21 protein-coding genes and 1 pseudogene are annotated in these 25112 nt (G+C 65.2%); 5 read left to right on the forward strand and 17 right to left on the reverse strand.

Translation table 11 applies throughout. The features are described from left to right. Positions 1–537: 537 nt before the first annotated feature. A complete protein-coding gene (locus tag U9J33_RS05355; RefSeq protein ID WP_324698368.1) occupies positions 538–1008 on the reverse strand; it encodes an Lrp/AsnC family transcriptional regulator in 471 nt (156 codons plus the stop codon). A gap of 98 nt (positions 1009–1106) precedes the next feature. Here U9J33_RS05355 and putA point away from each other — a divergent pair, with 98 nt between their 5' ends. Continuing rightward, positions 1107–4700, forward strand: a complete 3594-nt coding sequence (gene putA / locus U9J33_RS05360) for a trifunctional transcriptional regulator/proline dehydrogenase/L-glutamate gamma-semialdehyde dehydrogenase (RefSeq protein WP_324698370.1) — start codon at positions 1107–1109, stop codon at positions 4698–4700. 77 nt (positions 4701–4777) lie between these two features. On the opposite strand, the gene U9J33_RS05365 is transcribed toward putA, so the two are convergent. From U9J33_RS05365 to U9J33_RS05410, 10 genes and pseudogenes are all read right to left on the reverse strand, one after another. Beyond that, positions 4778–5992 carry an MFS transporter gene (locus tag U9J33_RS05365; protein ID WP_324698372.1) on the reverse strand — a complete coding sequence of 405 codons (1215 nt, stop codon included), beginning with the start codon at positions 5990–5992 and terminating at the stop codon, positions 4778–4780. Between the two features lie 204 nt (positions 5993–6196). Beyond that, a complete protein-coding gene (locus tag U9J33_RS05370) occupies positions 6197–6997 on the reverse strand; it encodes a phosphoadenylyl-sulfate reductase (protein WP_324698374.1) in 801 nt (266 codons plus the stop codon). A 25-nt stretch (positions 6998–7022) separates the two neighbouring features. Continuing rightward, a complete protein-coding gene (locus U9J33_RS05375; protein ID WP_054440087.1) occupies positions 7023–7457 on the reverse strand; it encodes a DUF934 domain-containing protein in 435 nt (144 codons plus the stop codon). Then, positions 7450–9084, reverse strand: a complete 1635-nt coding sequence (locus U9J33_RS05380; RefSeq protein ID WP_185997912.1) for a nitrite/sulfite reductase — start codon at positions 9082–9084, stop codon at positions 7450–7452. Before U9J33_RS05380 ends, U9J33_RS05375 begins: the two co-directional genes overlap by 8 nt. Beyond that, positions 9084–9380 (reverse strand): DUF2849 domain-containing protein, encoded by a 297-nt coding sequence (locus U9J33_RS05385; RefSeq protein WP_054440091.1) that lies wholly within the window; start codon positions 9378–9380, stop codon positions 9084–9086. Before U9J33_RS05385 ends, U9J33_RS05380 begins: the two co-directional genes overlap by 1 nt. After that, positions 9377–10147 (reverse strand): uroporphyrinogen-III C-methyltransferase, encoded by a 771-nt coding sequence (cobA, locus tag U9J33_RS05390; protein ID WP_054440094.1) that lies wholly within the window; start codon positions 10145–10147, stop codon positions 9377–9379. Before cobA ends, U9J33_RS05385 begins: the two co-directional genes overlap by 4 nt. A gap of 91 nt (positions 10148–10238) precedes the next feature. Continuing rightward, positions 10239–10907 carry a hypothetical protein gene (locus tag U9J33_RS05395; RefSeq protein WP_324698378.1) on the reverse strand — a complete coding sequence of 223 codons (669 nt, stop codon included), beginning with the start codon at positions 10905–10907 and terminating at the stop codon, positions 10239–10241. Between the two features lie 4 nt (positions 10908–10911). Beyond that, positions 10912–11295 (reverse strand): heavy metal-binding domain-containing protein, encoded by a 384-nt coding sequence (locus U9J33_RS05400; protein ID WP_132469484.1) that lies wholly within the window; start codon positions 11293–11295, stop codon positions 10912–10914. Positions 11296–11399: 104 nt separating this feature from the next. Further along, positions 11400–12248, reverse strand: a complete 849-nt coding sequence (locus tag U9J33_RS05405) for an EAL domain-containing protein (protein WP_324699009.1) — start codon at positions 12246–12248, stop codon at positions 11400–11402. A 27-nt stretch (positions 12249–12275) separates the two neighbouring features. Then, positions 12276–14048 (reverse strand): annotated as a pseudogene (locus U9J33_RS05410) (diguanylate cyclase domain-containing protein); the annotation flags it as partial. 347 nt (positions 14049–14395) lie between these two features. On the opposite strand from U9J33_RS05410, the gene U9J33_RS05415 reads away from it, so the two are divergent. Both U9J33_RS05415 and U9J33_RS05420 read left to right on the forward strand, forming a co-directional pair. After that, positions 14396–15097 (forward strand): helix-turn-helix domain-containing protein, encoded by a 702-nt coding sequence (locus U9J33_RS05415; protein WP_324698380.1) that lies wholly within the window; start codon positions 14396–14398, stop codon positions 15095–15097. Positions 15098–15416: 319 nt separating this feature from the next. Continuing rightward, entirely contained in the window at positions 15417–16310 is an 894-nt protein-coding gene (locus U9J33_RS05420) for a GGDEF domain-containing protein (RefSeq protein WP_231636085.1), read from the forward strand. A gap of 6 nt (positions 16311–16316) precedes the next feature. On the opposite strand, the gene U9J33_RS05425 is transcribed toward U9J33_RS05420, so the two are convergent. The 3 genes from U9J33_RS05425 to U9J33_RS05435 all read right to left on the reverse strand — a co-directional run bounded on the left by U9J33_RS05425 (position 16317) and on the right by U9J33_RS05435 (position 20026). Then, positions 16317–17366 (reverse strand): mechanosensitive ion channel family protein, encoded by a 1050-nt coding sequence (locus U9J33_RS05425; protein ID WP_324698383.1) that lies wholly within the window; start codon positions 17364–17366, stop codon positions 16317–16319. Then, a complete protein-coding gene (gene metC / locus U9J33_RS05430) occupies positions 17363–18577 on the reverse strand; it encodes a cystathionine beta-lyase (protein ID WP_324698385.1) in 1215 nt (404 codons plus the stop codon). Before metC ends, U9J33_RS05425 begins: the two co-directional genes overlap by 4 nt. 135 nt (positions 18578–18712) lie before the next feature. Further along, positions 18713–20026: a hypothetical protein gene (locus tag U9J33_RS05435; protein ID WP_324698387.1), complete on the reverse strand. Its 1314-nt coding sequence runs from the start codon at positions 20024–20026 to the stop codon at positions 18713–18715. A gap of 192 nt (positions 20027–20218) precedes the next feature. Here U9J33_RS05435 and queF point away from each other — a divergent pair, with 192 nt between their 5' ends. Next, on the forward strand, positions 20219–20680 hold the full coding sequence (gene queF / locus U9J33_RS05440) for a preQ(1) synthase (protein WP_185997907.1): 462 nt from the start codon (positions 20219–20221) through the stop codon (positions 20678–20680). A 182-nt stretch (positions 20681–20862) separates the two neighbouring features. Here queF and U9J33_RS05445 read toward each other — a convergent pair whose 3' ends face one another. Then, the gene (locus tag U9J33_RS05445) at positions 20863–21129 is read right to left on the reverse strand and encodes a hypothetical protein (RefSeq protein WP_324698389.1); all 267 of its coding nucleotides are present in this window, start codon (positions 21127–21129) and stop codon (positions 20863–20865) included. Between the two features lie 117 nt (positions 21130–21246). Between U9J33_RS05445 and U9J33_RS05450 the strand changes: the two genes are divergently transcribed. Next, positions 21247–22806: a bifunctional GNAT family N-acetyltransferase/carbon-nitrogen hydrolase family protein gene (locus U9J33_RS05450; protein ID WP_054440105.1), complete on the forward strand. Its 1560-nt coding sequence runs from the start codon at positions 21247–21249 to the stop codon at positions 22804–22806. Between the two features lie 9 nt (positions 22807–22815). On the opposite strand, the gene U9J33_RS05455 is transcribed toward U9J33_RS05450, so the two are convergent. Then, positions 22816–23379: a nucleoside 2-deoxyribosyltransferase domain-containing protein gene (locus U9J33_RS05455; protein ID WP_324698391.1), complete on the reverse strand. Its 564-nt coding sequence runs from the start codon at positions 23377–23379 to the stop codon at positions 22816–22818. Between the two features lie 50 nt (positions 23380–23429). Next, positions 23430–25085: an alpha-amylase family glycosyl hydrolase gene (locus tag U9J33_RS05460; protein ID WP_420719864.1), complete on the reverse strand. Its 1656-nt coding sequence runs from the start codon at positions 25083–25085 to the stop codon at positions 23430–23432. Between the last annotated feature and the right edge of the window lie 27 nt (positions 25086–25112).

A 25112-nucleotide genomic window follows, 5' to 3' on the forward strand; every position in this document is an offset into this window, starting at 1 on the left:
CAACCTCGCGAACGTTGAATTCCGAAGCGGTTTGCGCGTTACTGTATGAATTGGATGTTCTTTGCCGAGCGCTTCCTCAGATAACAAACGCTTCTGACAACGATAATAATTTGGTGCAAATTGACCGATCGCGGATCCGTAGATGGAGCGCAGACTATCTTCATTCGGGAATGAGAATTTTCCCTCTGAGCGTCCTTAATAGGGGAGAGCTACCATCTCCAAGCCGTCGTCCCGGACTTGATCGGGAACCGCTGGCAAAGCCGCGCGCGGATGCGTGAAAACGCCGCGTCGCAGCGACCGATCGAAACCTATAGCCTAAAGACGCTTCAGCGGTCCCGGATGAAGTCCGGGACCGCTGAACAGAATATGTCTGCTTGGGGGAGGAGGCCGTCAGACAGCTTTTCCTAATCGAAGTAAGGTAGTTGGTCAGCGGACGGGCAGCCATCTGCCCTTCCCCCAAAGATGAGCCGCCATTCCGCAACCGGCCCCCTCATGACGCCAAGGCTATCTTGCGCATGGCCTGCTTGTCCTTGCCGCCTAGCTGCTTGCATCCTTCACGGTTTCCATCGCCACATAAGTTGATGTGCTGGAAACGTGGGGCAGGTTCGACAGCTTTTCGCCCAGCACCTCGCGGTAGCGGCGGATGTCGGTGGTGCGGACTTTCAGCAGGTAGTCGAAATGGCTGGCGAGCATGTGGCACTCCTCCACTTCGGGAATGCGGCGGACGGCGGCGTTGAATTCCTTCAGCGCCTGTTCGCGCGTATCCGACAGTTTCACTTCGGTGAAGGCCACGTGGTCGAACCCGAGGGTGGCGGGATCGACGACCGCACGAAAGCCGCGGATCACGCCCGAATCGATCAGCCGCCGCATCCGCACCTGACAGGGCGTCTTTGACAGGCCCACCACCTGGGCGAGTTCGGTCACGCTCATGCGGCCATCTGCGCGCAGGGCGGCAATGATCTTGCGGTCAAGCTCATCCAGATTGACCTGTTTCTGGCTATTTACCATTCATTTGGCCTGCATGATGCCGAAATATAAGTTCATATGGTCCGATCTGTGCCTGTGAAAAGGCGGATTGCCAAGCGGTCTTGGGATATTGGCGATTCATGACCCACACGCCCCGCTTCGCCGCATTCGCCCCCGCCGTCAGCGAGCCCACCCCGCTGCGCCGTGCCATCACCGAGGCTTTCCGCCGTGACGAGGCCGCCTGCATGGCACCTCTGCTCGAAGCGGCGACCTTGCCCGATGCTCAGCGCCGGGACGTGCGTGAGACCGCGAGCGCGCTCGTCACCACGCTGCGCGCCAATCACAAGGGCACAGGCGTCGAAGGGCTGGTTCAGGAATACTCTCTCTCCAGCCAGGAAGGCGTCGCGCTCATGTGCCTCGCCGAAGCGCTGCTGCGCATTCCCGACAATGCGACCCGCGATGCGCTGATCCGCGACAAGATTTCCGATGGCGACTGGAGCGCGCATCTCGGCGGCGGCAAGTCGATGTTCGTCAATGCCGCGACCTGGGGCCTGGTGGTGACCGGGAAGCTGGTGGGATCGGTCGACGACACGGGACTGGGCGCGGCGTTGACGCGCCTAGTCGCCCGGGCGGGCGAGCCGGTGATACGGCGCGGCGTCGATCTTGCGATGCGGCTGATGGGCGAGCAGTTCGTGACCGGCGAAACCATCGGCGAGGCCGTGAAGCGCGCCCGCGAACTGGAGGCCAAGGGCTTCCGCTACAGCTATGACATGCTGGGCGAAGCGGCCACCACCGCCGCCGATGCCGAACGCTACAACACCGATTACGTCAATGCGATCCACGCCATCGGCAAGGCCGGCGCGGGGCGGGGCATCTACGAAGGCCCGGGAATCTCGATCAAGCTCTCGGCCCTCCACCCGCGCTACAGCCGCGCGCAGGCCGGCAGGGTGATGGCCGAATTGCTGCCGCGCGTTAAGGCGCTGGCGGTGCTGGCCAAGGGCTACGACATCGGCCTCAACATCGATGCCGAGGAAGCCGACCGCCTCGAACTCTCGCTCGACCTGCTCGAAGCGCTGGCGCTCGATCCCGAACTCAAGGGCTGGGATGGCCTCGGTTTCGTGGTGCAGGCCTATGGCAAGCGCTGCCCCTTCGTGCTTGACTGGATCATCGATCTCGCCCGCCGTTCGGGCCGCCGCATGATGGTGCGGCTGGTCAAGGGCGCGTACTGGGATGCCGAGATCAAGCGCGCGCAAGTGGACGGGCTTGCCGACTTCCCGGTCTATACCCGCAAGGTCCATACCGACGTGTCGTATGTTGCCTGCGCGAAGAAGCTGTTGGCGGCGCCGGACGCCGTGTTCCCGCAGTTCGCCACGCACAATGCGCAGACGCTGGCGACGATCTACCATCTCGCCGGGCCGGACTTCGTGGTTGGCCGCTATGAGTTTCAATGCCTCCACGGGATGGGCGAGCCGCTCTATTCGCAGGTTGTCGGCAAGGACAATCTCGACCGTCCCTGCCGTATCTACGCCCCGGTGGGAACGCACGAGACGCTGCTGGCCTATCTCGTGCGCCGCCTGCTGGAGAACGGTGCAAACTCCTCGTTCGTGAACCGGATCGCCGATCCTGCCGTGCAGGTGGCGGACATGGTGGCCGATCCGGTGGACGTGGTTCGCGCCATGCCCGATCCCGGTGCCCGTCACGACCTGATCCCGCTTGCCGCGGATCTCTACCCCGGCCGCCGCAATTCGGACGGGATCGACATGGCCGACGAGACTGCGCTTGCCGCGCTTTCGGAAGACTTGCGGCGGTCCGCCGCGCGCGAATGGTTCGCCATGCCCGCCAATGCACAGGGTGAGGCGCGTGCAGTTCTCAATCCGGCGGATCATGACGACGTGGTGGGCAAGGTGATCGAGGTCGCGCCGGAAGCGGCTGCGGTTGCGGTTGCGCGGGCCGCGATCAGCCGTTGGGGCGGTGTGCCCGTTGCCGAGCGTGCCGCCATGCTGGACGCTGCCGCCGATGCCATGCAGGAGCGGATCGGCCTGCTCATGGGCCTGGTCATCCGCGAGGCCGGAAAGTCCGCCGCCAATGCCATCGCCGAAGTGCGCGAGGCGATCGACTTCCTGCGTTATTACGCGAAGCAGGCGCGCGAGACTTTCGGCGCCGAACAGGCACCGCTGGGCCCGGTGGTCTGCATCAGCCCCTGGAATTTCCCGCTCGCGATCTTTGCGGGGCAAGTGGCCGCCGCGCTCGTGGCGGGCAACCCGGTCCTGGCAAAGCCCGCCGAGGAAACCCCGCTGATCGCTGCCGAGGCCGTTCGCCTGCTGCACGAGGCGGGCGTTCCCAAGGACGCGCTTCAGCTGGTTCCGGGCGATGGCCGGGTCGGGGCGGCTCTGGTCGCGGCACCGCAAGTGGCTGCGGTGATGTTCACCGGTTCCACCGAAGTGGCGCGCCTGATCCAGAAGCAGCTTTCGGGCCGGGTTTCGGCAGACGGGCGCGCGGTTCCGTTTATCGCGGAAACGGGCGGCCAGAACGCGATGATCGTCGATTCCTCCGCGCTTGCCGAGCAGGTCGTGGCCGACGTTATCGCCTCGGCCTTCGATTCCGCCGGGCAGCGTTGTTCGGCGCTGCGCGTCCTGTGCCTTCAGGAGGACGTGGCCGATCGCACGCTGACGATGCTCAAGGGCGCGCTTGCCGAACTGCGCGTGGGCAATACCCAGGAACTCGCGGTGGATATCGGGCCGGTCATCACCGCCGAGGCCAAGGGCGCGATTGACGGCCATGTCGCGCGGATGAAGTCGCGCGGCTGCAAGGTGGAACAGGTGGCGATCCCGGCGGCATGTGATGCCGGCACGTTCGTTGCGCCGACCATCGTGGAGATCGCGAGCATCGCCCAGCTCGAACGCGAAGTGTTCGGCCCCGTGCTCCATGTCGTGCGCTTCAAGCGCGATGAACTGCCCAAACTGATCGCGGCCATCAACGACACCGGCTACGGTCTTACCTTCGGCCTGCACACCCGCCTCGATGCAACGGTGGAGCAGGTCACTTCCGCGATCCGCGCCGGCAACCTCTACGTCAACCGCAACACGATCGGTGCCATCGTCGGCGTCCAGCCGTTCGGCGGGCGCGGGCTTTCGGGCACGGGGCCGAAGGCGGGCGGACCGCTCTATCTCGGCCGCCTCGCCAAACAGGCTCCGCAAGTGCTGGATGCCCCCGCCCGCGCCGCTCCGCTGGTCGAGGCTTTCGCGACCTGGCTGAGCGGGCAGGGCGATGCGGCCTCGGCAGCAGCCGCGCGCGCGCTTGCGAGCGGTTCGGCACTGGGCCTCGAAGTCAGCCTTCCGGGGCCCGTGGGCGAAACCAATCTCTACGCCCTTCACCCGCGCGGCCGCGTGCTGCTGCGCCCGGCAACGCAAGAGGGTCTCTACGCGCAGATGGCGGCGGTGCTGGCCAGCGGCAATACGGCGACGGTTGTGGGCATGGCGCTTCCGGGCGGGCTGCCCGAGGCGGTCGCCGCCCGTTTCGCGCCGGATGCGGCCGAGCATTTCTCCGCCTGTCTCGTGGAAGGCGATGCCGAGGCGGTTCGCGCGGCCTGCGAGGCGGTTGCGGCGATGCCGGGGCCGATCGTTCCGGTCCATACCTCGGCCGGGCCGAACCTCGTCTGGCTGCTGGAGGAGGTGTCTACCTCGATCAACACCACGGCAGCGGGCGGCAACGCCAGCCTGATGATGATCGGCTGACGTTCAGCCCCGGTCAGGATACGAAAAGGCCCGCGAGTGACGAACTCGCGGGCCTTTTTCTTGCGGCGTAGGGCCGGTCAGCCGCAGGCGGGAACGGCCTGGCCGCCGACTTCGCCCTCGCGCTTGTGCAAGGCCAGCGTGACGAGGAAGATCGCGAGACCGCCCAGCGACAGGCCCATGCCGATCCACCCGGTCGAGGTCAGGCCATAGCCCGCCGAGATCGCGAGGCCGCCGAGCCACGGGCCCAGCGCATTCGCCATGTTGAAGGCGCTGTGATGCGCTGCCGCTGCGAGCGCCTGCGCGTCTCCGGCAACGTCCATGAGGCGGGTCTGGAGGATCGTGCCGAGGCCGCCAGCGAAACCGATCATGACGACGACCACGCTGAGCGTCCAGACGTTGCCGGCGGCCATCGGGAACAGGGCGAGCGCGAATGCGCTGAACAGCAGGGCGCCGATGGCAGCCTTGTTCAGCGATCGGTCCGCGGCCCATGCCCAGAACAGGTTGCCCACCGTCATGCCCACGCCGAAGACCGCGAGCACCACAGGGACGAGGTGTTCGGACACCCTGGTCACTTCGATCATGGTCGAGGCGATGTAGGTGTAGACGGCGAAGAGGCCGCCGAAGCCGATGGCCCCGGTCAGCAGGGTCAGCAGGACTTGCGGGCGGCGCAGGGCGCCCAGTTCGCGCATCGGGCTGGCGCCTTCGGCCGCCTTCTGGTGCGGAGCATAGAGCGCGACGAGGGCCATGGTGATGATGGCCAGCACGGAGACGATGGCAAATCCGGTGCGCCAGCCGAACGCCTGTCCCAGCCAGTTCGCCAGCGGCACGCCGATGATCGTCGCCACGGTCAGGCCCGACATGACGAGCGCCACGGACTGCGCTCGCCTGTTCGCGGGCACCATGGAGGCGGCCACCAGCGCGGCGATGCCGAAGTAGGCGCCATGCGGCAGGCCGCTGATGAAGCGGAACAGCAGGAGCAGGGGATATGTCGGCGCCATCGCGGAAAGCGCGTTGCCCACCGCGAAGAGAGCCATGAGCCCGATCAGCAGCGCCCGGCGCGGCAGCTTGGCCGCCAGTACGGCGATCACCGGCGCCCCGACGACGACGCCCAGCGCGTAAGTGCTGATGGCATGGCCCGCCTCCGGCTCCGTCAGGCCGAGATCGCGCGCGAAATAGGGCACGAGGCTCATGGCCGCGAATTCGGTGGTGCCGATGGCGAAGGCACCCATCGCCAGCGCCAGAATGACGAGCGCGGGGTGGGTGTGGCGGGGAGTATCGAGCTGATCGGTCATGTTGCACTGCAATATTGGGGGCATCTGCGATCTAGTCCAGCGCTTGGCAATGCCAACCCGCCGGGCCGTGCAATATTTGCACGCCTTGTCGCGTTCGTTGCAATGTGTTGCCCTGATCGTCGCCGAAACCCCGGCGTGCGCCTGGCCGTCCCGGTCTTGCCGGAAAGGAGAAAGGCCCGCCTGATCGGGGGCAGGCCTTCCGGTTCAGAGCCCGGGGTCGAACTCCGGTGCGTTCTTGGTGGTGTGTTCCGAGAGGGTGGCGACATGGATGCCGCACTCGGTCTTGTTCCATCCGCGCCAGCGACCCGAACGCGGGTCCTCGCCTTCGGCGACCTTGCTGGTGCAGGGCATGCAGCCGATCGACGGATAGCCCTGCGCCACCAGCGGGTGCGGAGGCAGATCATGCTCGGCGATATAGGCGGCGATGCGCTCGGGCGACCAGTCGATCAGCGGGTTGATTTTCAGGCGGCCCTGTGTGTCGGTCGTGTCCACCTCGAAACGCGGCAGGGTGGCGCGGGTGGAGGCCTGGAATGCCTTGCGGCCGGTGAAGGAGGCGTCATAGCCCAGCAGCGCCTTCTCCAGCGGCTTGACCTTGCGGATCTCGCAGCAGCCGTCGGGGTCGTAGGACCAGCGCAGGCCGTTCTCGTCCTTTTTCGCCAGTTCCTCGGCGTCGGGCAGCAGGTTGATGAGATTGGTCAGCCCCAGCCGCTCGACGAGAAGATCGCGATAGGCGAGCGTTTCGGGGAAATGCTTGCCGGTTTCAAGGAACAGCACCGCCACGCCCGGATCGACGCGGCAGACGAGGTGCAGCAGCACCGCCGATTCCGCACCGAAGCTGGACACGATAGCGACATCGCCCGCCATGCCTTCCTTGAGCACCGTTTCGAGCATTTCGGTCGTTTCGGTGCCGCGGAAGAGGCGGTTGAGGCGAACGGCATCGGCCTCGTCGAAACGAGGACCGGTGTCGATCAGGTCGCGGATACGTGCAACTTCGGTGTGGGGCATCGATTGTTCCCTTCCGGAAGGACGGTTACGCCGGGTGGCGCTTTGCCCAGATCGCCTGGCGACCGTCGACGACGGTGGCCTGGTAGACGTTTTCCCAGCGATCGAATGCGTTCTGCGCATCTTCCGCGTTGAGTGCCTTGTCGGGCGCGAAAGCGTCAAAACCGCAGCGCTTGAGGTGCGAGAGCATGTCGATCACCAGATCGCCCACGGCCCGCATCTCGCCCTGGTAGCCTGCTTCGCGCAGAAGCCGGGCGGAGGAGTATCCGCGCCCGTCGGTCCACGCCGGGAAGCTCACTTCCACGAGGGAGAGCCGGTCGAGATGCGGCAGGAGATCGCGGGCATCGTCGCCCGGCTCGATGCGCACGGCCGTGGCGTTGGTCTGCTCCGAGAAGGCGTCGACCGTGATGGCCGGGTCGTTGACCGCCTCGTCGTCACGGAAGCGGAATTGAACGTCAACCATAGATCGCCTCCTTGAACGGGGCCATGCCGATACGGCGATAGGTGTCGAGGAAGCGTTCCTCGCCCTGCTTGTTGGCGAGATAGACCTCGGTGGCCTTCTCGATGGCATCGACCACGCCGTCCTCGGTGAAGCCGGGGCCGGTGATCTGGCCGAGCGAAGTGTCCGCGCCCTCGCTGCCGCCAAGCAGGAGCTGGTAGTTTTCCAGGCCCTTCTTGTCGACGCCGAGGATGCCGATGTGGCCCGCGTGGTGGTGGCCGCAGGCATTGATGCAGCCCGAGATCTTCAGCTTCAGCTCGCCAATCTCGGCCTGGCGTTCGGCGCTGCCGAAACGTTCGGAGATCTTCTGCGCCACCGGGATCGAGCGGGCATTGGCCAGCGCGCAATAGTCGAGGCCGGGGCAGGCGATGATATCGCCCACGGTGTCGAGATTGGCGGTGGACAGGCCTGCTTCGTCCAGCGCCTGCCACAGGGTGTAGAGGTCTGCTTTCTTCACGTGCGGGAAGACGATGTTCTGCGCGTGAGTGACGCGCAGTTCGTCGAAGCTGTAGTCCTTGGCGAGCTGCGCCATCAGGCGGATCTGGTCTGCCGTGGCATCGCCCGGAATGCCGCCGACGGGCTTGAGGCTGACGGTGGCGATCACATAGCCGGCCTGCTTGTGGGCGTGCGTGTTGCGCTCCACCCAGAGGCGGAAGTCGGGATCGGACAGGTCCAGATCGTTCGAAGCGCCGGCTTCGAAGTCGGGTCCGGTGAAGTGCGCCTCGATGCGCTCCAGCTCGGCGAGCGGGGGCTCGATCGGCTGGGTCAGCAGGTGCGCGAATTCTTCCTCGACCTGGCGGACATATTCGTCGCGGCCCAGTTCATGGACGAGGATCTTGATGCGCGCCTTGTACTTGTTGTCGCGGCGGCCGTAGCGGTTGTAGACGCGCAGGCATGCCTCGGAATAGGTGATGAGCTGGTCCAGCGGCACGAATTCGCGGATCAGCGGCGCGATCATCGGGGTGCGGCCCATGCCGCCGCCCGCATAGAACTGTGCGCCGATCTCGCCGGAATCGTTGCGCACCATCTTGATGCCGATGTCGTGCAGGCGCATCGCCGCGCGGTCCGTTTCGGAGGCGATGACGCAGATCTTGAACTTGCGCGGCAGCACCAGGAATTCCGGGTGGAAGCTGGACCACTGGCGCAGCAGTTCGGCGTAAGGGCGCGGATCGATGATCTCGTCGGCGGCCGCTCCCGCGTACTGGTCCGAGGAAATGTTGCGGATGCAATTGCCGCTGGTCTGGATGGCATGCATCTCCACCTTGGCGAGTTCGGCCAGGATGTCGGGCGTGTCTTCCAGCTTGATCCAGTTGTACTGGATGTTCTGGCGGGTGGTGAAGTGGCCGTAGCCGCGATCGTACTTGTCCGCGATATCGCCGAGCAGCTTCATTTGCGCGGAGTTCAGCGTGCCGTAGGGCACGGCGACGCGCAGCATGTAGGCATGAAGCTGGAGGTAGAGGCCGTTCTGCAGGCGCAGCGGCTTGAACTGGTCCTCGGTAAGGTCACCGGCAAGGCGGCGGCGCACCTGGTCACGGAATTCCGCGACGCGCGTATCGACCATCTGCTGGTCGTATTCGTCGTACTTGTACATCAGATCACCCAGTTCACGGCTTCGGGGTCGGACGGCTTGAGCGTCAGGTCTAGGCGCACGGTCGGCCCGAGGGCGCGGATGCGCTCCTTGATATGGGCGGGACGAATGCCTTCCTCGGTCTTCGCACCATCGACGATATAGCCGCCGACGACATTCTGGGCGCCTTCCTCGCGCGCGAGGAGCGCGGCGCCATGTTCGCCCACGTCGGCGGATTCGTTGACGTCGAGCGACCAGCCCACGCCGGTCCACCAGATGACCGCTCCGGTCTTCAGGTCGTTGCCCGTCAGGATCTTCACTTTGTTGCCTCCAGCGCAAGGGCGCGAATGGTGTTGTCGGGTTCTGCGGTGACGTGCCCGATAACGATAAGCGCCGGACTTTGCACCTTCGCATCGGCGATCAGGTCGGCAAGGCCCGCAAGCGGACCGCGCAGCACACGCATCCGCGAACGGGTGGCGTTTTCGATCACCGCAACCGGCACATCGGGCGCGAGCCCGTCGGCCATGAGCTTTTCCGCGATCTGGGCCGAGGTGGCGATTCCCATGAAGATCACCAGCGTACGGCCCTTGCCGGCAAGTCCCGACCAGTCCTGATCGGTCAGCCCCTTGCACTGGCCGGCGACGAACGTGACGATCGAGGCATGGTCCCGGTGCGTCAGCGGTATCTGTGCGGCAGCGGAAGCGCCCAGCGCCGAGGAGATTCCCGGCACCACTTCCACCGGCACGCCGGCGGCATGGCAGGCTTCGGCTTCCTCGCCGCCACGGCCGAAAACGAAGGGATCGCCGCCCTTGAGCCGTACGACGTCATTGCCGGCGAGGGCTTCGCGCACGAGGAGGGCGTTGATCTCCTCCTGCTTCATGGTGTGCCGCGCGCGGCTCTTGGCGACGGAAATCAGCCGGGCAGACGGACGCGCCATGGCGAGGATCGCCGGATCGACGAGGCCGTCATGCACGATGATCGCGGCATTCATCAGCAGCCGCGCGGCGCGCAGGGTCAGGAGGTCGGGATCGCCGGGACCGGCGCCAACCAGGAAGACTCGACCGACAGAGGCGGGATTCGCTTGCATGGTGGCGCAGATGATCCCCCTTGCTTCCGATTGCCAGCCAGAATGGCTTTGTGCGGGGCAAGAGGGGCTTTAGACTGCCGCTAGGTGCCGTTCAGGCGGCCGGTTCCGGCGGTTCCGAAAGGGTTTGCGGTGATGCCTCGGTGCCCGGACCGACCGGAGGGGTGGCTGGCAGCGAGGTTTGAACAGGCTCGGCGATCCTGTCCACATAGGCGGTGATCGTCTGGCCGCCCTTGAAGCGGGCGCTGTCGCCCGCAGTGAGCAGGCCGAGCAGCCCGAAACCGACAACGGCGAGCACGACGCCGGCTCCGTTTCCAGCGCCCCGCTCGTTCATGTCTCCGCGCAAGGGCAGTTTCATGCCATCCGCCAGCTCAAGCTCGACGAAACGGGCGGCAAGACGTCCGCCCTTGCCGACCGCGCGGTTTCCTTCGAGGCTGACGATCTCGCCCCAGGCCTTGGTGCCGACCGGAATGACCGGCCTCCCGTCGATGTAGACCGGTTCGTCGACCCTCAGGAGAAATCGGTCTCCCGCCTTGGCCGTGCGGCTGGAAATTTCCCGCAGAACCATGAGCCGAACCGGGGTTCCCGGCGGCACCGACTGAGCGCTGGCTCCGCCTGTGACAGCGATCGTCGCGGTTGCAGGCGGAACGGACTCTGCCGATGTGCTCGGCGCCGGCTGGGCAGGAGCCGGCTGGGCAGAAACCGGCTGGGCAGAAACCGGCGCGGCGACGAGCGCCGCTCCGGTCAGCAGTGCCAGAACCACGAAATTACTGGGCCGGCTTGTCGGTGAAGCGGACAGCCACTCCGGTGGCCGTCACGGATCCCCAGCTCATCGCGGTGACGTGAGCGTCGCCGTACTGGGCCTTGATCACGGCATCGGCGCCGAGTTTCTGCGCGCGTTCCCACAGTTCGCGGTAGATCTTGCCCTGATCGGGGGCCTTGCTGAAGATGGTGGCCTTGCGGACCCCGGCCTTCACTTCTCCGACGACCTCGTAAGGGCGGTCGGTCATGTCGTAGGGGAATACGGGAACGCCGAATTCCTCGTTGACCAAAGCGGGAGCCGAAGCAGGCTTGTCTGCCGCGAGTGCCGGAACAGCAGGCAGCAACAGTACGGCTGCGAAAGCAGCCTTGATGGTATTTACGGATTTCATGAATTTCCCCCTCGTGAAATGCCCAATGCGAGACATATGCCGAATATGCGTTCCGTCAATTGGGTAATTGAGAGGGTTTTTATTTTTCAATCCAGCGATGCTGCCTAGCCGGCTTCGGCCGCGACTGGCTGCCATTTTTCCGAAAGGGACATGCTGGGCGCGCGGTCGGGGCGGCCGAGGAAATAGCCCTGCGCTTCCTCGCAGCCTTCACGGATAAGGAGGTCGAACTGGCTCTCGGTCTCCACGCCTTCGGCCAGTACCGGGATGCGCAGCGATTGCCCGAGGGCGAGCACCGCGCGGATGATGGCGCGGGCCTGTTCGTTGTCGTCCGATTCGAGCAGGAACGACTTGTCGATCTTGATCTTGTCGAACGGAAACGAATGGAGCGTGTCGAGCGAGGAATAGCCGGTGCCGAAATCGTCCATCGCGATGGCGACGCCGAGTTCCTTCAACTGGCGCAAGTTGTGAAGTGCGCGGGTCTTGTCGGAAATGATGGCGCTTTCAGTGATTTCCAGTTCGAGCCGGTGGGCAGGCAGGCCGGTCTCGATCAGGATGCGGGCGACGATCGGCGCCAGATCCTGTTGGACGAGCTGGATCGGAGAGACGTTTACGGCGATCCGGTGTTCGGAATGCCAGCTAACCGCTTCCCGGCAGGCCTCTTCGAGCACCCATTCACCGATCTGGAGGATCGCGCCGGATTCCTCGGCGATGGGAATGAATTCATCCGGCGAGACGAGCCCGCGCAGCGGGTGGTGCCAGCGGACGAGCGCCTCGTAGCCGGAAGTTTCGCCGCTGCGCAGTTGGCATTGCGGCTGGTAGAGGAGGACGAATTCCTGCTTCTCGACGGCCTGCCGCAGATCGTTGGCAAGCTGGCGGCGGGCACGGGCGGTTTCGTCCATGCCGGGCTCGTAATAGCAGATGCGTTCGCCGATCTGGAGCTTGGCGCGGTACATCGCGAGATCGGCGTTGTTGAGCAGGGTCTCGCGGTTCGCGCCGTCATGCGGGTAGGCGGCGATGCCGAGGCTGCCCCCGAAGACGAGTTCCTGCCCTTCATGCTCGACGGGAGAAGCGAAGCAAGGCTCGATCCTGCGGAGGAAGTCCGCGAGTTGTTCGTCGGTGTCGAAAAGCTTGGCGAGCCCGAATTCGTCGCCGCCGAGGCGCGCGGCGATCTCGTCCTCGCCGATCACCGACTGGAGCCGCCGGGCCAGTTACGCAAGCACGACATCACCCCAGGCGTGGCCATAAGTGTCGTTGATTTCCTTGAAACGGTCGAGATCGATGGCGGTCACGCCCAGCCGCTTGCCGTAGCGCGATGCCTGTTCGAGCATCTCGTCGATCCACAAGTTGAAGCGTGTGCGATTGGGCAGGCCGGTGAGGCCGTCGTGCATGGCCATGTGCGCGATGCGCGCTTCCGATTCGTGCTGGCGCGTGATGTCGTCGAACGTCGAGACCCAGCCACCATCGGGCATGGGGCGGTTGGCGATAGAAACGACCTGACCGTCGGGATACTGGGCGAGGATCGGGGGATGCAACGGTGCGGCGAGATTGTCGCGGATCATCCGCCGGACATGCGCGACACGTTCGGTGACGGCCTGCGGCTCGAAGCGGTTCACGCTGCAACGGCCGATCACTTCCTCCAGCAGGAGGCCGGGGGGCAGTGCGCCGTCCGGCAATCCGTACATTTCGAGGAAACGGGGGTTGCACAGGACAAGGCGTTCTTTGGCGTCGAACAGGCAAAGTCCCTGGTGCATGTGGCCCAGGGCGGCGTCGCGCTGGCGGCTGGCCTCGGCAATGCGGTCCTGCGCCTCCTTGAAACGGGTCATGTCGCGGGTGATCTTCGCAAAGCCGATCGATTCGCCGTGCTCGCCAAGCATCGGCTCGATCGTGACATGGGCCCAGAAGCGGCTGCCGTCGCGGCGAACGCGCCAGCCCTCGCCATAGAAGCGACCTTCCGTTCGCGCGGTTTCCAGTGCCAGCCTGTCCAGCTCTGCGGCGCGGTCCTCAGGCGTGTAGAAAGTGGCGACGGGCAGGCCCAGGGCTTCGGATTCGGCATAGCCCTTGAGGCGCTGGGCACCGGCGTTCCAGTTCACGACCCGGCCTTCGCGGTCCAGCATGTAGATCGCGCAGTCGGAAATCCCGCGCACCAGGAACGAGAACTGGCGCTCGCTGGCCGCCACTGCGGCTGCGGTGCGACGGCTGATGGCAAGCGAGATCGCCGAGAGCGCGATGATGAGCAGGGTCACGGTGGTGACCGCGCCGATCATCTCGCGCGGGGAGATAGACTGTTCGGTGATGACGACGCGCGCCGGTGTAAGCGAAAGTGCCGTCATGCCGGTGAAGTGGAGGGCGACGACGGCGCCGGCGAGCAGGGCCGTTGCGCCGAGCAGGCTGCGCAAACGGCCGTCGCGCAGTGCCAGCGTCAGCGCGGGGTAGAGCGGCAGGATGGCAAGGGCAACAGAGGCTGCGACATAGCCGGTGTTCCAGTGCGGCGCTGCCGGAAGCTCCATCGCCAGCATGCCGGTGTAATGCATCGCGGCAATGCCCGAGCCGCAGATCGCGCTGGCGAACGCCACCGTCCTGCGACCGGGCTTTCCGAGGGTCAGAGCGAAGGCGAGGCCGGTCGTCATGATCGGGATGATCAGTGACACGAGCGTCAGCGCCGGGGAATAGCCGACGATCATGCCGGGGACGTATCCGAGCATGGCCACGAAATGCGTGGCCCAGATGCCGAAGCCCGCGCTGGCGCCCGCCATGGTCCACCAGCGTCGGCGGACCGCTCCTTCGCAGCGCTTTGCCTGGCGTAGGAGAAGCAGCGCCGTCAGCGAAGAAAGCAGACAGATCAAGGCGGCGAGCAGGACCAGTCGCAGGTCATGCCCATCGCGGATGCAAAGATAGATATCGAACACTGCAACCCCGTTTAATTGCCCGGAAAGCTACGGATATCCCGGTTAGAAAGTCCTTAACGCCGGATTCTCGATTTCGTCGCACCTGTGGCCCCGAGGCCTCATATTTCCGTGCTTTTGCGTGCCGAAATTAGCTGTTCTGCTAACGGAATTTTAATCCCCTGCGCTCACGTTGCGATTCTCGTGGAGAATGCGCCATGCCCATAGCGGCACATTTTGAAGAAAATCTCGCTGAAAACGGTCCCAGGGGCGACCAGCAGGGTGTTAAGCCGCGCGCGCAGCGCCGCCGCCTGCTCCTGGAAACGCAGGGTGCGCTGGCATCCGGCGTGGAGATGCCGGTGGTGATCCACAATTTCTCGGAAAGCGGGATGTTGATGGAGAGCCGCATCGATCTGGAGATCGGCGAGACCATCGACGTCGAGCTGCCGCAGGCCGGTATCACGCGGGCTCGCGTCGTATGGGCCAGTGGCAAGCTGTACGGCTGTGCCTTCGATGCCCCGATTTCCTCGTCCGTCCTCAGTGCGGCGCAGCTGCGCAGTGCAGTGCAGGAGGTCGATCTCGGCGCCTCTCCCATGACCAGTGCTCCGGCCGCAATCGGCGGGGAGAGCTTCGGAGAGCGTCTTCACCGGCTTCGCAAGCTGCGCGGTTTCACCCAGGGCGAGCTGGCTGCGCGCCTCGGCGTCAGCAAACCCACGGTCTGGGCCTGGGAGCAGGGCCGGGCCCGGCCCATCGAAGAGCGTCTGGACGCCATTGCCGAGGAACTGGGCGTAACCGCGGCGGAGCTTCGTCCCGGACGCACCGTTGCCGGGTTGCCCGAACTCATCGCCCGCTGCCGTGAACAGATCGCCGCCGCCGTGGAGACCAGCCCGGACAAGGTCCGGATCATGATCGAACTCTGAAATCAGCACCGGATTGATCAAGTTCCCATAGATGGGGACAAGCCTCTTTCCGACTCAATCCTCTGATGGTAAATGCATAAATAACAATACTTTGTATTAAAGTGAGTTAGATAACGGGGCTAATTCTTTTTTTGCGAAGTTATTGCAGGGTCGCTGGATTTCGGAAGTTGGATGGCTGGATTTTCTCATTTCAATGAGGGGTTTTGGCTAACAGGTTCGGCGATCCAAGCGTCGAATTTATTTGGCCGGGTTCCTTTCGGCTGAACCTTCTTTGGATCGAGTTGCGATCCCTCGGATCCGGGGCGTTACCAAGATGGGCATGAATTTCACCGTTCAGGAAAGTTCCGCTTTGTACGGGCTGCTGGCGGAAACCACGTCTGACATTATTCTGAAGACCAATCGCGAAGGCCTGATCCTTCATGCTTCGCCGGGCATCGGCAAGCTCGGCATTCGCCTGCTGCCGGAGCCGATGGGGCCGCATCTGCTGGACCTCGTGGCGGAGACCGGACGGGGTGTGGTCTCGCGCGCGCTGAAGGCGGCCATCGCGGGCGAGCAGCCCGACCGCTGGGTTGAATTCCCGGCCATCACCGCCGATGCGCGGGAAAGCTGGTTCGAGATGCAGATTCGTCCGCTGCGTAATGACGACGGCACCGTCTACGGGGCACTGGCGGTGATGCGCTCCATCGATGAGCGCCGCGAACTGCGCGACCAGCTTTTCGCCGCGACCTACACCGATCCGTTGACCCGCCTTACCAATCGCGCGGCGTTCATATCGATGCTGGAGCATATGATCGCTTCCGGCATGGAAGGGTGCCTGGCGATGTTCAGCATCGACTTCTTCCGCACCATCAACATGAAATACGGCCAGACCACCGGCGACGATGTGCTGCGTGTCTTTGCCGATCTGCTGCGCGAGATACTTCGCTCGGACGACATCATCTCGCGGATCGGCTCGGAGCGTTTCGCCGTGCTGTTGCCGCGTACCACGCCGGAACAGGCGCAGGCGATCTGCAGCCGCGTGGTTTCCACTCTGGCGGACCTGCGGCAGAAGATCGGCGAGAGCCGCTTCGCCATTACCACCAGCGGCAGCGTGGCCCGCATTGCGGACAGTCTCGACAGCACTATCGAGCGGGCAGAACTCGCGTTGTTCTGCGCAAAGGCCAAGGGGCGCAACCGGCTGGAAATGGAGAAGCCGAAGCGCATGGCTTCGTGATCCCGGTCAGCGGGACGGTTCCTCGTTGCGGTTCTTCATGGCATCCAGCAGGGCGCGGAATGCGTCGGTGTCGCGCAGGTTGATGTCTCGCTTGGCATAGGGGACTTCGATCCCGTGGTCCCGGAACAGTTCCCATAGCTTCTTGAGGACGTCGGATCGCACGTTGCCGACGCCTTCCTCCGGATCGGTAATCCAGCAATGGATCACGAAGCGGACGCCGTTCTCGGTGAAGGAATCCAGCCACACCGTGGGCGGCGGCGCGACCAGCACGCGCGGTACGCTGCGTGCCGCTTCGAGCATGAGCTGTTCGGCTTTCACGATGTCCGCCGAAAACGCGACGCCCACCGGCACCTGGATGCGGACGTTCTTGCTGGAATAGGACCAGTTTTCGACCTGATTGATCATCAGGTTCTCGTTCGGGATCAGGTATTCCTTCTGATCGCGTGTCGTCAGAGAGACGGCCCGGATGCCGATCCGGCGGATCTGGCCGAATGTGGACATGCCGCCGGCATCGGTGATGGTGATGACGTCGCCCGGCTTGATGGACTTGTCCATCAGGAGGATGATGCCCGCGATCAGGTTGCCGAAGGTCTTCTGCAGGCCGAAGCCGATGGCAAGGCCGAACGCGCCCGAGAACACCGTGAGCGCCGTGAGGTCGATGCCCAACACGTCGATGCCGACGAGGATCGCGATCGTCCATATCAGCAGGCTGACGAGCTTTTCCGCCAGCAGGCGCTGCGTCTGGTCCAGACCCGTGGCAGAGCGGAGCAGGCGGCTGGAGAGCCTGCTGGCGAACCATGCCGTGGAAACCACCAGCGCGAGCACCAGCAGCAGCACGACGAGATCCCAGACAGATACGCGGCTGGAGCCGACCTGCACGGCCAGCCGGTCCAGCGTGTCCACGAAATCGCTGAGAAAGCCGCCGCGCGAGGTCACGGCGTGCTTCAGCCCGTCCGCCCCTGCCAGAGGCTGATCGACCGGCCGATGGGCGGCCGCCGAAGCCGTGGCCGAAGGCGTCGGGCTGGCCATGACCATGCGGGCGACCGGGTTGCTCATCCCTGCGCCATCACCGCGAGCGCCTGCTCGATGTCGGCAATGAGGTCGTCGGTATCTTCGAGGCCCACGGCGAGGCGCACGCCGAAGCGGTTGGCCTCGTCCTGCGCTTGGGGCGGCCAGGGCATGATGCTGCGGTGCCTGGTAGGCTCGATCGGCACCACAAGGCTTTCGAAGCCGCCCCAGGAGTAGCCGATCGCGAAGAGGTTGAGAGCGTCGATGAAGCGGTTGCGGTCGGCCAGTGTGCCGCCCTTGAATACGAAGCTGAACAATCCGCAGCCGCCCGTGAAATCGCGCGTCCAGAGGTCATGGCCAGGCGAGGAGGGGAGCATCGGGCAGAGCACTTGCGCCACTTCCGGCCGCGCATCGAGCCATTGGGCGATCCTGAGGGCGGATTCGGCCTCCTGTCGCAGACGCACGCCCAGCGTGCGCAGCCCGCGCAAGGCGAGGGCGGCATCGTCCGGAGACACCACGATGCCAAGCTGCTGCGCGCGTTCGCGCAGCTTGCCGTAGAGTTCCTCGCCTGCACTGGCGCTGCCCATCATCAGGTCGGAGTGGCCGCCGACATGCTTGGTCAGCGCCATCACGGTGATGTCCACGCCCTTTTTCAGTCCCGCGAAGCCGAGCGGGCTGGCCCAGGTGTTATCAAGCACCGACACCGCGCCCTTGCTCCGTGCGATCCGGGCCATTTCCGGCACGTCGCAGACTTCCATCGACAGGCTGCCGGGAGCTTCGATCAGCACTGCGCGTGTGCGCTCGCAGAACATCGCTTCGTATGCGGCAAGGTCCAGCGGGTCGAAGAAGCGGGTCTCGATGCCGAAGTCGGCGAGCATTCCCGTGCCCATGGAGCGGGTGGGGTCATAGGCATTGTCGGTGATCATCACCACGTCGCCGGGCCGCAGCAGCGTGAGCATGACGCCCGCGATGGCCGCTACGCCCGAAGGGTAGATCACCGTGCCGTGAGCGCCGGGTTCGATCTTGGTCAGCGCCTCGCAGAGTGCCCACTGCGTCGGCGCGCCGCGGCGACCGTAGAAGAAGCGGCCGTCCTCGTTGCGGCGCGGGCCTTCGGCCAGCGCTGCGGTGTTTTCGTAAAGGTGCGTGCTGGCCCGCCAGACCGGCGGGTTGACGACGGCTCCGGTCCACTCCTTGCGGCGGCCACCGCCGACCAGCTTGGTGAAGGTGGCGAGGTCGTCGAAATTGTCCAAATCGCTCAAAGTGCTCTCCGCTAGGGGCTGGTCGAGAATGCCCCGGGAGGCATTTTTCGTGTGGCCGGCATCGTCAAGTTCCGCAAGGCGCGGGGCTATCGGAAACTGACTCTTGCGGGGAGGAGCCCGCTTGCGCGGAAAGGCTTAAACCGCTGCGCGGCGCGGGTCGAGAGGCAAGAGGCCGGTAGTATCGACGCCCATCGTGCGGGCTGCCTCGATTTCGCGCGAGGCAATCTGGGCATGATCGCGCGGGCCGGTATCGAGACGCAGCGGAGACACCCCCGGTCCCTCTCCGGGAAGGCCGAGCGTGAAGACGCGGCGTGCGGAAAGGCCATGTTCGCCAAAGAAGGACAGCCGCACCAGCGGCACGAAGAGGCTGGCCTGTCCCTGCCGCATCACGCGGATGGCGCTGAGCGGCAATTGCAGTTCGCCCTTGAATTCGCGCGTTTCTCCGGCTGTCAGGGCCTCTACGCTGTGCCGGAGCGGCTGGGCCGACGGATCGGGGGCGAGTTGTTCCGCCTGCGAGAGCGAGGCGTGAGCGGAGATCATGTCGGCCAAAATGCGAAGGCCTCCGGGCAGGCCCGCAGGCGGTGCGGTAACCGCGAGGCGGTATTGCAGCGTGGCGTAGACCAGCGACAGGCGCAGGGCGACCGGCTCGAAGACGATCTCGATGTCGTTGCCCTGAACTTCACCGGAGAAGGACTGGGTAACAGGAACGGGTCCGGGGCCAGCCGGGGCAGCGGTCGGCGGCGGTTCAAGGGCGGTCACGGCGGCAGGTGCGGCAGGCTTCGCCGGTTCGTCGAGAAGTTCGTCCTCGGGTTCCGCCTCAGGTTCGAGACCGGCTTCTTCCCATGCGGTCGCAGGTGTCCGGCGGCGGCGCAGCAGAACGAATACGCCCCCGGCAGCGGCAAGGAGCGCAGCGGGAATGGCCAGCCACCATTCGGGCCAGTGCGGCGAGGCGGCGGGTTCCGACGGAGCTTGGGAGGCCGTTGCCGGACTGCCTTCGGAAACCGGGGGTTCGCTCGCGCTGGGCGCCGGCATGGCTGCGGGTGAGGCTGAGACTTCCGGGGAAGGGCTTGCCGGTTCGGGACCCGCCGATGGCGGGGTTTCGGGTGCGATCGCCGGGCGTGCCGGGGTGGCCGAGGCAGCAGGGCGCGGCTGCGGGCGCTCGGTGGCGCGCGCGGCGGGGGGCGGCGGCGGCGTTACCGTGGGCACGGGGCCTGGCCGCGCCGATGGCTTGCTGGCTGGCGGGGTTGCCGCTGCGTCAGGCGCGGTTTCGCGCGGGGCAACGACCGGCACCTGCGGATCGACCGGTCCCTGCGCGCGGGGCGGGTTCTGGCTGTCCTGCGCGCCGGGCGGCAGGCTCCAGGTCGTCGATTGCGCATGAACTGCAACCGGTCCCGCCAAGAGACCCAGCGTCAGTGCCGCGCGTGAAAGAGTGGTCGCGATTTCAGTCACAGTGCCCCGCATCATCCTCCCAAGCCCCAAAAGGGCTCCGCGCTGAACCCCGAGTTAATGCCCTTGGGCCGCGCGGCGAGACGTTGGCGATCATAGCCGAAACAAGCCATGCGGGGCAATCGCGCCGCTGGCAGCTTTCCCCAAGGACCGGGCGGGTTGAAGCGCGGGCTCGCGGCTCCTATCAAGACGGGCATGACTGACATTTCCATGAACCCGCTGCACCTCGGCCAGAACAGTGCCTTGCCTGCCTCGCCCGAGGAGGCCGTGCTTGATTATGTGCCGAACCCGCGTCAGGGCAGCCTCTATCTCGTGCGTTTCGCGGCGCCGGAGTTCACCTCGCTTTGCCCGGTGACCGGACAGCCGGACTTCGCGCATCTCGTGATCGACTATGCGCCCGGCGAAACGATCGTCGAATCGAAGAGCCTCAAGCTGTTCCTCGGCGCGTTCCGCAACCATAACGGTTTCCATGAGGACGTGACTGTCGGCATCGGCCAGCGCCTGTTCGACGAAATGAAGCCTCGCTGGTTGCGTATCGGCGGCTACTGGTATCCGCGCGGCGGGATTCCCATCGACGTGTTCTGGCAGTCCGGCGCGGCCCCGGAAGGGCTTTGGGTGCCGGATCAGGGCGTACAGGGTTACCGCGGCCGGGGCTGACCCTTTCCAAGGCCCCGGCCAATTCCGGCCCGGAGCTTCTGCGCAAGGCCGGGGTGGGCCAATTCACCAAATAGCAGGGGCGCCGACATGCGCCGACGCCCCTGTGCCCCCGGACTTTCCCTCAGGTGACGGCAGGGCGTGGCTACCGATTTCCCAAGGTCCGTGCCGGGATACGTATTTCATCATCTTGCCGCGAACTGAACTCCGTTGATCTGCCGGAGATCGACCGTTCCCTTGCCGAGAGCGGCAAGCTGGCTGTTCGACAGGCACTGCGCATAAACGGTCGGAGCGTCCGCCTTCAGCGCGGCATCGGTGGCCAGGGCGCCTTCGATGCCAGCCGCACAGGCAGCGCGCGATTCATAGGTCTGCAAGGGAGCAGGCAATCTTTCGCAAGCCGCTCCATCATCGCTGCAACCAAACAGGGCGAGGGCAATGAGTGTGACGCTCATATCTCTCTCCTTTCGAGAGGGATAACGAGCGACCTGGCAAAAATATCCCGCAAGCGACGGGAAAAGAGTCATTTTCAGGACTGGAACCCCGAGCCCCGCCGCGCGTAGTGTTGGGCCATGGACCAGACCAAAGCCAAACTCATCATCCGCGCCGCCACCGTCGCCGATGCTCCGGCCATCGCGAGGCTCTCGGTAAAAGTCTACGGCAAGGCGGACGCCTTCACCCGCGCCGAAGTTCGCGGGCAGATCATCAATTTTCCCGAGGGCCAGTTCGTGGCCGAATACGACGGCAGGGTGGTCGGCCATTGTGCGACGATGATCGTCACGGCGGAGCAGGCCTTTCGCCCGCATAGCTGGGAGGAGATCAGCAACGGCGGCTACGGTCGCCCCCCCGCTGACGACGGGGATGTGCTCTACGGCTTCGAGGTCTGCGTCGACCCCGACTATCGGCGCTTGCGCATCGGCCAGCGGCTCTACCGCAAGCGGAAGGAACTGTGCCAGTACTTCGAACTGAAGGGCATCGCCTTCGCTGGACGCATGCCGGGCTATTCGCGCCGCAGGCGCCAGTATCCCAACCCGGCTGACTATGTGCAGGCGGTGAAGGACAAGAAGGTCCGCGATCAGGTCATCCAGTTCCAGATGAACGAGGGTTACGAGCCGCGCGGGATTCTGCCGGACTACATCCCCAACGACAAGGAAAGCGGCGGCAATGCCGTCATCATGTACTGGACCAACCCGCTTGCGCCGCGCGATACCGGCAAGGCTGTGCCGGGATTCAAGGAACGCGTGCCGTCCACCGTGCGCGTCGCGACCGTCCAGTTCATGATGCGCAAGATCGAGGCGATCGACCAGTTCGAGGAGCAGGTCGAATACTGGATCGACGTGGCCGCCGATTACGAGAGCGACTTCGTGGTGTTTCCGGAACTGTTCACGCTGGAGCTGCTTTCGATCGAGGAGACCAAGCTCGAACCCGCCGCCGCCATTGAAAAGATTGCGGATTACACCGAGCGCTTCGTCGAATTCATGCAGCGCATGGCGGTGAGCTACAACATCAACATCATCGGCGGATCGCACCCGACCAGGGTGAAGCTGGGGCAGGGCAAGAGCGAGATCCGCAACATCGCCTATACCTTCCTGCGGGACGGCGCCGTGCACGAAACGCAGAAGCTTCACCCCACCCCTTCGGAGCGCCGCTGGTGGAACATCAAGGGCGGCTACGGCGCCAATGTGATCCCCACCGACTGCGGACCCATCGGGGTGATGATATGCTATGACAGCGAGTTCCCGGAGCTTTCCCGCCACCTCGTCAACCAGGGCGCGCTCATGCTGTTCGTCCCTTTCTGCACGGACGAACGGCGCGGCTTCCTGCGCGTTCGCTACTGCTGTCAGGCACGGGCGGTGGAGAACCAGTGCTACGTCGTCACCTCGGGCGTCGTGGGCAATCTGCCGAACGTCGAGAACATGGATGTCCACTACGCCGAGAGCGCGATCCTGACCCCTTCGGACTTCCCCTTCGCGCGTGACGGGGTGGCGGCGGATACGGCGCCGAACACGGAGACGATCGCCATCGCCGACCTCAGCCTCGACGCGCTGCTCACCGCGCGCCAGTCGGGCGCGGTGCAGAATCTCAAGGATCGCCGTTTCGATCTGTACCGCGTGGAATGGACCCAGCAGTAAAGGGCCGGGCTATTTCGCGGCCTTGAGGCGCGCGGCGGCGTGTGCCACGCGCTTGCGCGTCGCGGCGATCAACTCGTCCAGGCTTGCGACCTGCTCCACGCCGTAGCGCTCACCCGTGATGTCGACGTTGCCCTTGCGCCAGAAGCCGGGCGGGCAGAGCAGCACGACCTTGCCTGTCCGTGCGTGGAGGCCGAGTTCGAGCAGGCTCACCGGGCTCTGCGATCCCGGAGCGAGATAGAGAACGATCACGTCGGCACTTTCCAGCGCGGCGAGTTCCCATTCCACCTGTTTGCGGAACTCCGGTTCGTCCGCCTCGGGCTTCCAGGCCGGGTTCCAGTCCGGACGGCGCGGGTTGAGCAGGGTCACGTTCTCGTCCTGCAGAGCCGCGATCACTTGCTTCTGCCAGTCCGGGGCAGAACCCATGTCGATGCTTCCGCCCAGGAACACGCGCGGACGGTCATGAGCGGCGGGAAGCGCTTGCGGGGACGTGACTACGATCGCTTCAGCCATGGCAGGGGCCGGCATCAGGATCGCACAGAGCGAGGCAGCAGCGGCGAGGAGGACTGGTCTCATGGCCCGCCTCTAGCCAGAGCAGCGTGCTGCGGGCCAGTGAAAACGTCATCTCATATCGTAAGCCAGAGCGCGGCATAGGCAGGAAGACCGGCCTTCGTTGCCCCGTTCACCGCGAGCAGCACCTCGCCCTCGGCGGGCAGGGCAAAGGCTATCGGATCGGCGGAGAGATTGAACAGGCATCGCACGCGCTCCCCACCTTCTGCGCGGTCGAACGAGAGCAGAGCGCCATCGGCAGTGCATTCGGCCAGCGTGCCATGGTGAAGCGCCCGGCTTGCATTTCGCAGGGCCAGGACGTTGCGGGTGAAGTGCAGGAGCGAGGCAGGATCGGCTTCCTGCACAGACACCGCGCGGGTGAGGTTCTCGGCCGAAAGCGGTAGCCACGGCTCGCCGCCTGTAAAGCCGCCCAGCGGGGCATCGTCCCACGGCAGGGGCGTTCGGGCGCCGTCCCGCGAAAGGGTGAGGGGCCAGTTGGCAATGGCTTCCGGGTCCTGGAGCTGTTCGAACGGAATCTCGTCCTGCACGAGGCCCAGTTCCTCTCCCTGGTAGAGGATAACATTGCCGCGCAGCGCCATGAGCAGTGCCATCTTCACGCGTTCGAACGGCGCTTGATCCTGCGGGGCGCTCCAGCGTGAAACGGCGCGGGGCGCATCGTGGTTCTCGAATGCCCAACTTGGCCAGCCGCCGGTTTCGCCCGGCGCGAGCTCCCAGCGCCGGAGCGTGTCGGCGACGAACTGCGCCGTGAGCGCGGGCGCATAGAGGAAGTCGAACCCGTAGGCGCTATTGAGGCGGCGTTCGCCTTCGGTATAGGCGCGCCGGTCCGCCTGCGGATGATCTCCGCCAATTTCGGCTACGGTGTGAACCGCGCCATGTTCGTCGCACACCGCGCGCAGGCGTTCGACGAAGCGCACCATATCGGGGTGGGACTGGCTGTAGGTCTTGAGCTGGAAGTCGAAGGGCCGGGTACGCAGGCGGCCATCTGCGGGGGCGGGCGGATTGTCGCGCAGGAGCGGGTCGTGCATCGCGTGGTTGAGCGCATCGAGCCGGAACCCGTCGACCCCGCGCTCCAGCCAGAATCGCGCTACGCCGAGCACCGCGTCCTGCACGGCCGGGTTATGCATGTTGAGCTGGGGCTGTTCCTTGAGGAACGTGTGCATGTAGTACTGGCGGCGGCGCCCGTCCCAGGTCCATGCGGGACCGCCGAACACCGACTGCCAGTTGCAGGGCGGGGTACCGTCTTCCTTCGGATCGTTCCAGACGTACCAGTCCGCCTTCGGGTTGCCGCGGTCGGAGCGGCTTTCCGCGAACCAGGGGTGCTGGTCCGAGGTATGGGCGTAGACCTGGTCGATGATGACCTTGAGCCCGAGGGCATGGGCGTGCGCCACCAGCGCGTCGAAATCGGCCATGGTGCCGAACACCGGGTCTATCCCGCAGTAATCGGCCACATCGTAGCCGAAGTCGCGCATCGGGGAAGTGAAGAAGGGCGATATCCAGATCGCATCTACACCCAGCCGGGCAACATGGTGCAGCCGCCGCGTGATCCCCGCGAGATCGCCCACGCCGTCTCCGTTGGTGTCCTGGAAGCTGCGCGGGTAGATCTGGTAGATCGATGCGCCCTTCCACCACGGCATGTCGGGGGCAGGGGCGGAGCAGGGCTCCGCGGACGCGCCGGGCGCAGGCAGGGCATCTTCGGTTTCGGTCAGGCTCATGCACACCTTCCGCGATGGGATTGCCCT

The organism is Novosphingobium sp. RL4 (genome assembly GCF_035658495.1).
Classification (GTDB): domain Bacteria; phylum Pseudomonadota; class Alphaproteobacteria; order Sphingomonadales; family Sphingomonadaceae; genus Novosphingobium.

Bases quoted from the DNA above. Each gene is read 5' to 3' on its own strand.
- U9J33_RS05355 (WP_324698368.1), bottom strand. From the start codon at position 1,008: ATGGTAAATAGCCAGAAACAGGTCAATCTGGATGAGCTTGACCGCAAG.
- putA (WP_324698370.1), top strand. From the start codon at position 1,107: ATGACCCACACGCCCCGCTTCGCCGCATTCGCCCCCGCCGTCAGCGAG.
- U9J33_RS05365 (WP_324698372.1), bottom strand. From the start codon at position 5,992: ATGACCGATCAGCTCGATACTCCCCGCCACACCCACCCCGCGCTCGTC.
- U9J33_RS05370 (WP_324698374.1), bottom strand. From the start codon at position 6,997: ATGCCCCACACCGAAGTTGCACGTATCCGCGACCTGATCGACACCGGT.
- U9J33_RS05375 (WP_054440087.1), bottom strand. From the start codon at position 7,457: ATGGTTGACGTTCAATTCCGCTTCCGTGACGACGAGGCGGTCAACGAC.
- U9J33_RS05380 (WP_185997912.1), bottom strand. From the start codon at position 9,084: ATGTACAAGTACGACGAATACGACCAGCAGATGGTCGATACGCGCGTC.
- cobA (WP_054440094.1), bottom strand. From the start codon at position 10,147: ATGCAAGCGAATCCCGCCTCTGTCGGTCGAGTCTTCCTGGTTGGCGCC.
- U9J33_RS05400 (WP_132469484.1), bottom strand. From the start codon at position 11,295: ATGAAATCCGTAAATACCATCAAGGCTGCTTTCGCAGCCGTACTGTTG.
- U9J33_RS05405 (WP_324699009.1), bottom strand. From the start codon at position 12,248: ATGTACCGCGCCAAGCTCCAGATCGGCGAACGCATCTGCTATTACGAG.
- U9J33_RS05415 (WP_324698380.1), top strand. From the start codon at position 14,396: ATGCCCATAGCGGCACATTTTGAAGAAAATCTCGCTGAAAACGGTCCC.
- U9J33_RS05420 (WP_231636085.1), top strand. From the start codon at position 15,417: ATGAATTTCACCGTTCAGGAAAGTTCCGCTTTGTACGGGCTGCTGGCG.
- U9J33_RS05425 (WP_324698383.1), bottom strand. From the start codon at position 17,366: ATGAGCAACCCGGTCGCCCGCATGGTCATGGCCAGCCCGACGCCTTCG.
- queF (WP_185997907.1), top strand. From the start codon at position 20,219: ATGACTGACATTTCCATGAACCCGCTGCACCTCGGCCAGAACAGTGCC.
- U9J33_RS05445 (WP_324698389.1), bottom strand. From the start codon at position 21,129: ATGAGCGTCACACTCATTGCCCTCGCCCTGTTTGGTTGCAGCGATGAT.
- U9J33_RS05450 (WP_054440105.1), top strand. From the start codon at position 21,247: ATGGACCAGACCAAAGCCAAACTCATCATCCGCGCCGCCACCGTCGCC.
- U9J33_RS05455 (WP_324698391.1), bottom strand. From the start codon at position 23,379: ATGAGACCAGTCCTCCTCGCCGCTGCTGCCTCGCTCTGTGCGATCCTG.
- U9J33_RS05460 (WP_420719864.1), bottom strand. From the start codon at position 25,085: ATGAGCCTGACCGAAACCGAAGATGCCCTGCCTGCGCCCGGCGCGTCC.